The sequence below is a fragment of the Corallococcus sp. CA041A genome (assembly GCF_003612075.1).
In the GTDB taxonomy this organism is placed as follows: Bacteria; Myxococcota; Myxococcia; order Myxococcales; family Myxococcaceae; genus Corallococcus; species Corallococcus exiguus.
On the sequence record NZ_RAWF01000298.1, the window covers coordinates 1 to 11842 of the forward strand.

11 protein-coding genes are annotated in these 11842 nt (G+C 68.1%); 1 reads left to right on the plus strand and 10 read right to left on the minus strand.

From position 1 onward, the window contains the following. A partial coding sequence (locus D7V77_RS35670; protein WP_120580732.1) for an RsmE family RNA methyltransferase occupies positions 1-215 on the plus strand: 215 nt, incomplete at its 5' end. On the opposite strand, the gene D7V77_RS35675 is transcribed toward D7V77_RS35670, so the two are convergent. The 10 genes from D7V77_RS35675 to D7V77_RS35720 form a co-directional block, all read right to left on the minus strand. Continuing rightward, entirely contained in the window at positions 196-1593 is a 1398-nt protein-coding gene (locus D7V77_RS35675; protein ID WP_120580733.1) for a DUF2914 domain-containing protein, read from the minus strand. The two genes, D7V77_RS35670 and D7V77_RS35675, sit on opposite strands and share 20 nt — an antisense overlap. Before the next feature lie 92 nt (positions 1594-1685). Continuing rightward, complete coding sequence (grxD, locus tag D7V77_RS35680; RefSeq protein WP_120580734.1) at positions 1686-2003, minus strand: Grx4 family monothiol glutaredoxin; 318 nt, start codon at positions 2001-2003, stop codon at positions 1686-1688. 17 nt (positions 2004-2020) lie between these two features. Beyond that, positions 2021-2278, minus strand: a complete 258-nt coding sequence (locus tag D7V77_RS35685) for a BolA family protein (RefSeq protein WP_120580735.1) — start codon at positions 2276-2278, stop codon at positions 2021-2023. Further along, on the minus strand, positions 2278-2823 hold the full coding sequence (locus tag D7V77_RS35690) for a YqgE/AlgH family protein (protein WP_120580740.1): 546 nt from the start codon (positions 2821-2823) through the stop codon (positions 2278-2280). The genes D7V77_RS35685 and D7V77_RS35690 overlap by 1 nt, the downstream gene beginning before the upstream one ends. Before the next feature lie 60 nt (positions 2824-2883). Beyond that, on the minus strand, positions 2884-3333 hold the full coding sequence (locus D7V77_RS35695; protein WP_014394875.1) for a response regulator: 450 nt from the start codon (positions 3331-3333) through the stop codon (positions 2884-2886). Positions 3334-3398: 65 nt separating this feature from the next. After that, positions 3399-4211 (minus strand): ABC transporter permease subunit, encoded by an 813-nt coding sequence (locus D7V77_RS35700; protein ID WP_120580736.1) that lies wholly within the window; start codon positions 4209-4211, stop codon positions 3399-3401. Beyond that, positions 4208-5092, minus strand: a complete 885-nt coding sequence (locus D7V77_RS35705) for an ABC transporter permease subunit (protein WP_120580737.1) — start codon at positions 5090-5092, stop codon at positions 4208-4210. The genes D7V77_RS35700 and D7V77_RS35705 overlap by 4 nt, the downstream gene beginning before the upstream one ends. A 3-nt stretch (positions 5093-5095) precedes the next feature. Beyond that, the gene (locus D7V77_RS35710) at positions 5096-6757 is read right to left on the minus strand and encodes a peptide ABC transporter substrate-binding protein (protein ID WP_120580741.1); all 1662 of its coding nucleotides are present in this window, start codon (positions 6755-6757) and stop codon (positions 5096-5098) included. A 175-nt stretch (positions 6758-6932) separates the two neighbouring features. Then, complete coding sequence (gene lon, locus D7V77_RS35715; protein WP_120580738.1) at positions 6933-9392, minus strand: endopeptidase La; 2460 nt, start codon at positions 9390-9392, stop codon at positions 6933-6935. Positions 9393-9586: 194 nt separating this feature from the next. After that, on the minus strand, positions 9587-11773 hold the full coding sequence (locus D7V77_RS35720) for a prolyl oligopeptidase family protein (protein WP_233597440.1): 2187 nt from the start codon (positions 11771-11773) through the stop codon (positions 9587-9589). Positions 11774-11842: the final 69 nt, after the last annotated feature.

Genomic DNA, 11842 nt, shown 5'->3' on the forward strand with positions numbered 1-11842 from the left:
CCGCCAGCCTCTCCCTCCAGGCCCGGGACATCACGCGCGCCACGCGGGTGGTGCTCGCCATCGGCCCGGACGGAGGCTGGGTGCCCTTCGAGACCCAGCTGCTGGAAGCCCACGGATTCCTGCCCTTCTCGCTGGGCCCCCGCATCCTGCGCGTGGAGACGGCGGTGCCGGTGCTGCTGGGTCAGGTGACGCTGCTCAAGGCGCCGGCGCCGTAGCCGCGGGAGCCGCAGGAGCCGCGGCCTTCGGGGGATGGTCCTTCTCCCAGGCCTCCAGCGGCAGCGGCTTGGTGGTCTTGAGCACGGACACCTCCACCTTGTTGGTGGGCTTCTCTGTGCCCGTGCCGTCGATGACGGTGAAGTTCAGGCGGTTGATTTCATGCCCGCTCTCCGTCTCCACCACGACGCGCCAGTCGCCCGGTTTGAGCGGGATGCCCGGCCGCGCGTAGTAGCGGAAGCCGCCCTCCGAGCCGTTGCTGCTCACCGGGGCACGATAGCCCTTGCCCAGCGCCGTCCAGCCCTTCTCCGGGTGGTCATGGAACCAGCGCACGACCACGTAGTAACTCTCGAAGCCCTTGGGCGCGAAGATGCGGAAGAAGTACACGGGCTGCTCGCCGTTGCGCGCCGTGAACTCCTGGTCGCCGTGGTGGAACGCCGTCCAGACCTTCCACCAGGGCTGCTCGTCCGACGTCAGGCGATACACGCCCGAGGTCCCATAGACGCTCTGGGGGACCTTCTCCACCGCGTGGTAGATGCCGCTGTACTGCACCGCCAGGGGCACCGGCGGAATCACGCCCAGGAAGTAGCACCCGAGCAGGAGCGCCTGCGCGCCGAAGCCGGGCACCGCCACCGTGCGCAGCAGCGCCTTCTCATCCGGCCGCCACCGCTTGAGCACGCGAAGCAGCCCATAGATGCTCCCGCAGCCCAGCACGACGGACAGCGTGAAGATCCACCACCCCACCCGTCCGAACAGCACCGGCAGCAGCGACGCGAAGTACAGCGTCACGCACAGGCTGAAGACGGCCACACGGATGACGGGGCCCAGCTGGCGGAAGCGCGGCAGCTCGTTGGCCACCAGCAACCCGAACATGCCCGCCATGAACAGGAGCGGCGTGAAGCCCGACGAGCTCTTGAACAGGAACAGCGTGAACGCGCTCAGCAGGCTGCCCATCAAGAAGTGCAGCGCGTCCTCGCGGAAGCGCCATACCTTGACCAGCAGCTTCGGCGGCTCCACGCCTTCCGGGTAGCGCTGCTCCAGCACCAGCAGGCCCGCGAGGATGGCCAGGTAGACGAAGTTCTGCACCTCCGTGAGCGCATCGTCGACGGGGCTCAGCGTGAGGACGTCGTAGAGGAAGCCCGCGAAGAAGAAGAGGGCCATCTCCTGCTTCTCGTACTTCGCGCGGAAGGCCTGCACGCGGTCCACCAGCGTGGGCGTCTTCTCCGTGCTGACGAGGTCGTCCGGATCCGCGACCGCGGCGCCGGGCGTGGCGACCGCGACGTTCGCGCCAGGAGGAAGGGGGCCCCCCTCGACCGGCACGCCGGGCACTTCGGTGGACGCGTCCTGCGGCTTCGACTCAGGCGGTGTGACGGTGAGCACGGCGGCTTTCAACCCCTCTTGGCGACCGCCGCCCAGTCTACGCGGGGGACGGGGCCCGGGTCTTCCCCCCGGCCCCGCTCCCGCTCAAACGCCTACTTGCCGCCGGCGGCGACCAGGTCCTGCAGCTCGCCGCGCTCGGCCAGCTCCGTCAGGATGTCCGACCCACCCACGAACTTCCCGTGGATGTAGACCTGCGGAATGGTGGGCCAGCTGGAGTAGTCCTTGATGCCCTGGCGCACGGCAGGGTCCGCCAGCACGTCCACCGTGTGCACCGGGCCCAGCGGCTGGAGCAGTTGGAGGGCGCGCGCGGAGAAGCCGCACTGGGGGAACAGGGCATTGCCCTTCATGAAGAGGACGATGGGGTGTGACTTCACCGTCTCGTCGAACTGGGCCTTGAGGGTCGGATCCATGAATCGTTGCTCCTTCTTCAGCGGGGGCCGAGCTTCTTCCACTGCTCGGGCGAATAGGTCTTGAGCGCCAGCGCGTGCAGCTCGCCTGACTTGAGCCACTGCTGTAGCGGCGCGTACACCAGCTGGTGCTGCTCCACCATCGTCTTGCCAGTAAAGGCGGGGGAGACGACGCGAGCTTCGAAGTGGTCTCCCGTCCCCGTGGTGTCGTTGAACTCCACCTCCGAGCCCGGAAGGGCGTCCAGGAGGTAACGGCGAAGCGCCTCGGCGTCGAGCATCAGTTCATCCCCTTTCCCATCACCAGCATGGCCGGGTCCACGCCCAGTCCGCGCAGGGTGGCATCCCACAACTTCGCCGGGTCCTGTCCCAGCACCGCGTCCGCGGTGGCGTCGGCGTACAGCCACGAGCCCGCGGCGATTTCATTCTCCAGCTGCTTGGGGCCCCAGCCCGCGTACCCCAGGCAGAAGCGCACGCGCGGATCCGTCCGCTGCAGCAGCGGCCCCAGCGCGTCCAGCGTGACGCTCAGGTAGAGGCCCGGCAGGACGGAGTGCTTCTCCGCGACGGTGTCGTCGTCATGCAGGACGAAGCCGCGTTGAGGCTCCACCGGGCCGCCCACGAACACCGGCTGCGACACGCGGTCCGTCGAGATGTCCATCGACTGACCGCGCGCCAGCTCACCCAGCGTCAGGGGCGCTCCCCGGTTCACGATGAGCCCCATGGAGCCCGTCTCTCCGTGTTCGATCATCAGGATGACCGACCGGTAGAAGTTCGGGTCTCCAAGCTGGGGCATGGCCAGCAGGAAGCCGGAGGCGAGGTTCTTCACGCCAGGGAGCATCGACCGTCCGGCGGGGGTGTGCAACCGGAACCCGCTCCCCTGCTGCGCTCAGTGCCAGCTCTGGTGCTTGGACTTCAGCGCCTTGGCCAGCTTCTCCGGATCCAACGGCTTGCCGATGAAGAGGTCCGCGCCCAGGCCCTTGCACTTGCGAGCGGTCGCCGCGTCGCTCATGGCACTCACGCCGATGAGCACGGCCTGAGGGAACTTCTCGCGCAGCTTGGACATGAGCGTGGTGCCGCTGCGGCCGGGCAGGAACACGTCCACGATGGCGGCGTCCATGCGCTTGTTGCGCACGGCGAACTCGGCCTCCTCCGCGCTGCCCACGGGCATGGCGTCGTAGCCCCAGGTGCTCACCAGCTCCACCAGGAGCTCGCGGTGCGCGGCGTCGTCCTCCACAACCAGCACCGAACCCCGGACGGTCTCCTTGCGCAGACCGTCGTCACGCGGACGCTCATCACGGGCAGGCGAGAGGGGGATTTCTTCCGTGGGGAGGGACATGGTGTTCACCTGAGGGCAAAGGGTTTCCGTCCGTGTGAAACCTTTGCCTCAATGTGCGGCATTCCTCACACTTCGCGACGGGTACCTCCCCCCAATGCCTGGGAAGCGAGCGAGGCGCCAAGCACCAGCAGGACGAGCAGTCCCCAGGCGGGAATCACCACGCGGCCGCCGCCCTCGTAGATGAGCGCGGCGTAGGAAGTGCCCAGGTAGCGGCCCAGGGACATGGGCTCCATGCGAGCGATGCCGAAGAAGCTCACCGTGGACTCGGTGAGGATGGCGCTCGGCAGGCGGCTCAAGAACACGGCCAGCACGAAGGGGCGCAGCAACGGCCACAGGTGCACGCGAAGGACGTGCACGCCACCACCGCCCAGGGCCCGCGCGGCGGCCACGTACTCCTGGCCCTCCAGCGTGGCCAGGCGGTCGCGGAACATGCGCGCGGGGCCGGCCCAGCCCACCAGGGCCAGGGACGTCACCATCAAGCCAAAGGGGCCCAGACCCCCGCCCATGCCCGCGTCCATGAGGGACTGGCCGGCGAGTTGGAGCACCATCACCACGAGGACATCCGGAAGGGCGAACACGGCGTCCACCGCACGCAGGAGCACCTGCTCCGTCACACCACCGGACAGCCGCGCGAGCGCCGCGACGGCCAGCCCCAGCACGGTGGACAGAGCGCCAGCCGCGAGCCCGATGGCCAAGGAGACCCACAGGCCACCGAAGGCCAGCTCGCACACGCTGCGGTCCGGGCGGTTCAGGTCCCAGCCAAGCGGACAGGTGTTCGCGAGTGCTTCGGGGAACAGGCGTCCGGCCACGAGGCTCAAGGCGCCCAGGCCCACGAGGAGGACCAGCCCCACCCAGGCGCGCAAGGGGATGCGGCTCAAGCGCGGGCCTCCCGGGCACGTGGATCCACGAGCATGCGCAAGAGCTCCACAGTGAGGCTCACGACGACGAGCACGGTGGCGAAGGTGGTGGTGGACACGACGACGACAGCGACCTGCTTGTTGAGGACGGCGAGGACGTAGAGCTGGCCGAAGTACGGCAGGCCAAAGACGCGCTCCGCGGCGAACGAACCCGCGAGCAGCGCGGTGGCGACAGGCGTCACGGCGTCCAGGAGCGCGGGCCACACATTGGGGAGGACATGGCGGCGCAGCACGGTGCCGGGGTCCAGACCCTTGCTGAGCGCGGTGCGCACGTAGTCACGGGACAGCTCGGTCTCCAGGGCATCACCGACGAGCGTGCCCAGGAAGGTCCCCGGCCAGATGGCGATGACGACCGCGGCGCAGAGCTCCGGCAGCAGGTGTCCGCGCTCCACCACGGCGGGGGCCAGGAGCAGCGCGGGGATGAAGACGGGAGTTCCGAACGCGATGGCGGGGAGCACGTCCCCGAGCACGGCGAAGCGTCCCCGCCGCCAACGGGTACGAAGGAGCGCGAAGCCCACCGCCCAGGCAAGCGCGAGAGGAAGCGCGACCAGGCCCACGCCCACGCTGCCAGAGAGTTTCTGGAGCAGCTCATCGCCGGTGATGCCCTGAGCGCTGGTGCCCAGACGCTCCCCGGAGAAGAGCTTCTCCCAAGGCCGCAGGAACCCAAGCGGCTCACCGATGCCCAGGTCGCGCTGATACGAAGCCGCCAGCTCCGGAGACACCTGACGCTTGTTGTCGCTCTCCGTGGTGAGCGGCAGCGCGGCCATGAGGAAGTAAGAGGCCACCGCCACCACCGGCACGAGCACGAGCTGGCGCACGAGGCGCGTCGCGACGAGGCGCATGCGCTACGGCCCCTGCCCTTCCGCGCGGGCCGAGGGCGTTTCATCCGGCCCCAGCCGCAGTGCACGCAGTGCGAGGAAGTTGAACGGATCCACGTCCAGGCCGTGCAGCCGCGCACGCGCCCGGAAATAACGGTCCGGGTGGTACAGCGGCGCGATGACGGCCTCCTCCCCCACCAGCACCTCCTGGGCCTTCGCGTACAGCGCGCGCGCGTGCACGGGGTCGGGGTCGCCGTCCGCCTCCTCCAGCAGCTGCTCGAAGCGGCGCATCGGCTCGCCGCCGCCCTGCGTCTCCCATCCCGTCTGGTGGTTGCCCTGCCGTTCGAACAGCGTGAAGAACGTGTTCGGGTGCGCGTAGTCCGCGCCCAGCCGCCGCAGGAAAAGGTCATACGCGCGCGGTCCCTGCGGCGTCCTGCGAGCCACCTCCGCGGAGAAGTCCGACCGCGAATCCACCACCACCTGCACGCCCACCTTCGCGAGCTGCGCCGCGATGCGCTCCGCCAGCGCCTCCTCCGGCACGAACGAATCCCCTGCCTTCACCACCAGCCGCAGCGGACGGTCCAACCCCTTCGCCCCAGCCAGCTCCGCCTTCGCCCGCTCCGGCTCGTAGCGCGGCAGCCGAGCCGCCTGCTCCGGCGTCGCCGCATCCGGCAGCTCCGGCGGCAGCAACACGTTCGTCGCGCGAGCGGCCGGCAGCAGCCCCGCGAGCAGCGCCTCCCGGTCCAACGCCCGCGCCAGCGCCCGGCGCACCTCCGGCCGGTCCAACGGCGGACGCTCCGTGTTGAAGCCCAGGAAGTACGTGGACAACAGCGGCTCCCGCTTCAGGTCCGCCGCCTTCATCCCGCGCAGCGCCGCCGCGCTGTCCACGAAGACGAAGTCCACCCGGCCCCGCTCATACAGCGCAGGACCGATCTCCGACTTCATCAGCGTCAGCACCGGCGCCGGCGCCTCCCCAGGCCCCATCGGCGGGATGAACGCACTGCGCGGGTTGTAGACCAGCCGCACACGCTCTCCCGCACGGTCCCACCGCTCGACTCGATAAGGCCCCACCGCCAGCGGTCGCCCATCCCGAGGCCGGTCGAAGTAGTCGCGCACCGCCTCGTCCGACTTGCCCTCCAGGTCGGCCGAAGGCGCGGGAAAGAACAGGTACACGTTCGCGAGCCGCGCCAGGAAGTAGCTCCGAGGCCGCTCCAGCGTCACCCGCAGCGTCCGCGCATCCACCGCCTCCACCCCGACCCGAGACAGCGCCGCCTTCACCTCCGCCGCCGGAGCCCCACGCTCCTGCAGCGCGAGCACCTCCTCCGCGCCCTGGAGGTCCGCCATCTCGCCGCGCTCGCGGCCCAGCAGCGCCCGGTGCCACCCGAAGACGAAGTCGCGCGCCGTGACGGGCGAACCGTCCGACCACGTCACGTCCTCGCGCAGATGGAACGTGTAGACCTCATGCCCGGCCGCAGCCGCTTCACGCTCCCACCGCTCCGCCAGGCCCGGCTGGACCGAGTGGTCCGCCCCCAAAGTGGTGAGCCCCTTCTGCGTGGCCAGCATCACCGGGTAGTTCACCCAGCTCTGCGGATCCGAATGGCTCCAGTCGAGCGTGGTGGGCATCGCCGGCACCACCACCTTCACGCCCGGCTCGGGCTGGAAGCCGCACGGCCCGCAGGCCGCGGCCATCACCAGCACCAGGGAGTAGGACAGGATTCGCGCGCGGGGAGCCACTCCCCGCGTTGTACCCGACCTGCTCGTAAAAAAGAGAGAAGCCAGGAGACCGGCGACTCCTGGTCGGCCGGCATCCTGGCTTCGTCACCACCCATCCCAGGCCCCCTCAAGGGGCCCGGGACTGAAGGCCTCAGGAGGCCGGCACGGAAGGCGTGGACACCGCATCCGGTACGGACAGCCCCATCTTCAGGTTGTCCCCGGCGCCCTTGCGGCCGAACTCCTCCGGCTTCTCCAGGAGCAGCGCCTCACGCAGCACGTCGTCCACGAACTCCACCGGGACGATGCGCAGCGCCTTGCGGATCTTCAGCGGGATGTCCTTCAGGTCCTTCTTGTTCGCCTTCGGAATCAGGACCGTCTTGATGCCCGCGCGGTGCGCCGCCAGCGTCTTCTCCTTCAGACCGCCGATGGGCAGCACGCGGCCACGCAGCGTGATTTCACCCGTCATCGCCACGTCCCTGCGGACCGGCACGCGCGTCAGCGCGCTCACCAGTGCAGTGGCCATGGTGACGCCCGCGGACGGACCGTCCTTGGGAATCGCGCCCTCCGGCAGGTGGACGTGGATGTCGTAGTTCTCGAACACCTTGCGGTCGATGCCGAAGCGCTCCGCGCGGCTGCGCACGTAGGACATGGCCGCCTGGGCGGACTCCTGCATCACCTCGCCCAGCTTGCCGGTGATGATGAGCTTGCCCTTGCCCGGCATGGACGTGGCTTCCGTGGTGAGGATCTCACCGCCCAGCTCCGTCCACGCGAGGCCCGTGACGATGCCCACCTGGTCCTCGCTCTCCGCCACGCCGTAGCGGAAGCGGGGCGTGCCCAGGAACTTCATCGCCTGCTTGCGGTCCACCTCGATGAGGTCCCGCTTGCCGTTCTTCAGCACGTCGCGGGCAATCTTCCGGAACACGCCGCCAATCTCACGCTCCAGCGAACGCACACCCGACTCGCGCGTGTACCGGTGCACGATGGTCTTCAGCGCGTCGTTGGTGATGTCGATCTTCAGGTCCGCGAGGCCGTTGGCCTCCTGCTCCTTCGGAATCAGGTAGCGCCGCGCGATGGAGAGCTTCTCCGGCTCGGTGTACCCCGCGATGCGGATGACTTCCATGCGGTCCTGCAGCGGACCGGGGATGTTGTGCATCGTGTTCGCGGTGCAGATGAACATCACCTTGGACAGGTCGTAGTCGAGGTCCAGGTAGTGGTCGTTGAAGTTGTGGTTCTGCTCCGGGTCCAGCACCTCCAGCAGCGCCGCGCTCGGGTCGCCACGGAAGTCCGTGGACATCTTGTCGATCTCGTCCAGGAGGAACACGGGGTTGTTGCTGCCCGCCTTCTTCAGGGACTGGATGAGCTTGCCCGGCATCGCGCCGATGTACGTGCGGCGGTGGCCGCGGATCTCCGCCTCGTCACGCACGCCACCCAGCGACAGGCGCACGAACTTGCGGCCCGTGGCCCGCGCGATGCTGCGCGCGAGCGACGTCTTGCCCACGCCCGGAGGCCCCACGAAGCACAGCACGGGGCCCTTCAGCTTCTTCACCAGCTGCTGCACGGCCAGGTACTCGAGGATGCGCTCCTTCGGCTTCTTCAAGCCGTAGTGGTCCTCGTTGAGCACCCGCTCCGCTTCGGTGACGTCCAGCCGGTCCTGGGTCTCGTCGTACCAGGGCAGGCTGATGATCCAGTCGATGTAGTTGCGGACGACCGTGGCCTCGGCGCTCATCGGGCTCATCATCCGGAGCTTCTTCAGCTCCTTCTTGACCTTGAGCGTGGCCTCCTTGCTCATCCGCTTGTTCTTCAGCTTCTCTTCAATCTCCTGGATCTCGTTCTTGAACTCGTCGCGCTCACCCAGTTCCTTCTGAATGGCCTGCATCTGCTCATTCAGGTAGTACTCCTTCTGGGTCTTCTCCATCTGCTTCTTGACGCGCGTGCGGATCTTCTTCTCCACCTGGAGAATCTCGATCTCGCCCTGCATCAGCTCGTAGAGCTTCTCCAGGCGCTTGGCCGGAGACTCCGTCTCGAGCAGCGCCTGCTTGTCGTTCAGCTTCAGTGACAGGTGCGCGACGATGGTGTCCGCCAGGCGCGCAGGGTCGTCAATGCTGGCGACCTGCATCAGCATCTCCGGCGGGATGCGCTTGTTGAGCTTCACGAAGGCTTCGAAGACGGAGTGGACGGAGCGAACCAGCGCCTCCAGCTCCACGCTCTTCTCCAGCGTCTCCTCGACCTCGTCCACCTCGACCATGAAGAAGGCGTCGTTCGGGTGGAACTTCTTCACCTTGGCGCGGCGCACGCCCTCCACCAGGACCTTCATCGTGCCGTCAGGCAGCGGAAGGAGCTGGATGAGGTGGCCGATGGTGCCGAAGTGGAAGATGTCGTCGGGCGAGGGGTCGTTCGTCTTGGCCTTCTTCTGGGCGGCCAGCAGGATGACCGCCTTGTCATCCGGCCCCTTGTGGGCCATCGCGTCCTTCAGCGCCGCGATGGACTTCTCCCGGCCGACGAACAGCGGAACGACCATGTGGGGGAACACGATGATGTCCCGAAGGGGCAAGAGCGGGATGGTGAGGCCCCGCTTCTGGGCTTCCTTCTTGTCGTCACGTCCGAAGAACATGTATCCGCCACCCGCTGGCCAGCCGTACAGGCAGGCCCTTCAAGAGTTGCCCACATGGCGCCCAAGCGCTCATGCAGGGTGAAACGCTGCTCTATAACACGCCGGTCGCAGGACCCGTTCCCCGCTCAAGATTGGGGGTCCGCACCCTGCCTTCAAGGGAACACCGAGAGGCAGGAGTGTGTCCTGCCCCGATTCTAGCGACTCTCGGCCGCCACCCCGGCATCCGACCGGGCGACGTCCAGGACCTGGAAGAGGAAGGCATACATGTCCACGCTGGACTCGATGGCCTTGGCCACCTGGTCCGCCCCGCCATGGCCTGCGTTCGCCTCGATGCGTAGCAACGTGGGCGCCGGATTGCCCTTCGCGTTCTGCACCGCCGCCACGAACTTGCGCGCGTGCATGGGGTCCACCCGGTCGTCGTGGTCCGAGCTCATCATCAGCAGGGGCGGGTAGCTCACGTCCTGGCGCACATGGTGGTAGGGCGAATAGGCGTACAGGGTCTTGAACTGCCCGGCGTCGTCCGCCGACCCGTACTCCGGCACCCAGGTCCGCCCGCTGCCGAACAGGTGGAAGCGCACCATGTCCAGGAGCGGCACCCCGCACACCACCGCGCCGTACAGCTCAGGGCGCTGCGTCATGGCCGCGCCCACCAGCAGGCCGCCGTTGCTGCCGCCGTAGATGGCCAGCTTCTTCGCCTGCGTGTACTTCTCCTTCGCCAGGTACTCGGCCGCGCCCGCGAAGTCGTCGAACACGTTCTGCTTGTGCGCGCCCTTGCCCGCCTCGTGCCACGCGGTGCCGTACTCACCGCCGCCGCGCAGGTTGGCCACCGCGTAGATGCCGCCCGCGTCCAGCCACGGCAGGATGCTCGCGCGGAAGCCCGGCTGCATGCTCACCAGGAAGCCGCCGTATCCGTACAGCAGCGTGGGCGCGGTGCCGTCCTTCTTCAGGCCCTTCTTGTAGACGAGGAACATGGGCACCTTCGTGCCGTCCTTCGACGGGTAGAAGACCTGCTCCGTGGTGTACGCGTCCGGGTCCATGGGCACTTCCACCTTCGCCCACAGGTCCACCTTCCCGCTCTTCATGGACGTCCGGTACACCTGACGGGGTGTGGTGAAGGAGCTGTAGGCGAAGTAGGCGTCGTCCTGGTCCTCCAGGCCCAGCAGGTTGCTGGCGGCGCCCACGCCCGGCAGCTGCACGGTGCGCACCGGCTTGCCCTCCAGCGTGGTGATGCGCAGCTCCGTCGTCACGTCCTTGAGGTACTCCAGCGCCAGGTGGCCGCCCACCAGCGACACGCTCTCCAGCGTGGCCTTGGGGTCCTCCGGCACCAGCTCCTTCCAGTTCGCGCGCTCGGACTTCTTCGGGTCCACGGCGAAGACGCGCTGGCGCGGGGCGCCCTCGTCGGTGACGACGTAGAAGCGGTCCTTCCAGGCGATGACGGTGTACTTGGCGCCCTTGCCCTTCACGAGCAGCCGCCAGTCCTTGTCCGCCGGGTGCTTCCAGTAGACGTCGTTCTCGCTCCAGCCGCGGAGGATGGACGCGAAGAGGTACTTGCCGTCACGCGACAGGTCGCCCTGGAGGAACGTGGTCGGGTCACCGGTGCGCTCGTGCACCACCACGTCGTTCTTCGGGTCCTGCCCCAGCTTGTGGAACTTGAGCGTGGTGTAGCCCGGGCGCGCGTCCACCGGGATGGAGGAGTCCGTGGGCAGCCACTCGTAGTAGAAGCCCTTGCCGTCCGGCGTCCAGTTGGTGTTGGCGTACTTCGCGCCCTCAATGACGTCCACCTTGGACCACTCACCGGTGTCCACGTCGATGACGTGCAGGGTGGCCTCGTCCGCGGCGTTGGGGCGCACCGGGAAGGCCACGCGCTTGCCATCCCACGACGGCACCCAGCGGCCCAGGGACACCGGGGCGTCCTTGCTCATGACGTTCGGGTCCAGCAGCACCTTCTCCTGTCCGGACTCGCCGTCCTTCCAGTAGACGATGGCCTTCTCCTTGTCCTTGTGGGTCCGCATGTAGAAGTAGCGGTTGCCCCGGCGGAAGGGCGCCGTCACCGAGTCCACGTAGAACAGCTCCGTGAAGCGCTTCGTCAGCGCGTCACGGCCCGGCATCTTCGCCAGCGCGTCGCGGGTGAAGCCGTCCTGCGACTTCATCCAGGCCTGCACCTCCGGGGCCTTCTCGTCCTCCAGCCAGCGGTACGGATCCGCCACCTGCTCGCCGTGCAGCGTGTCCACCACCGCGTCGGAACGGGTCGCCGGGTAGGCCATGCGGGAAGGGCCCTCCTGGGCCGGAGCGCTCTGCGTCGCAGGGGACGCGGCGGGGGCTTCATCACGCGTGGCTTCCTTCGAGGAAGTACAGGCCACGAGCGACAACAGGGCAGGCATGAGGAGCTTTCTCATGGGGGACAGCAGATACAAGAAGCCCCCCGCCCCGGCCGCAAAAAAGCGTGGCCC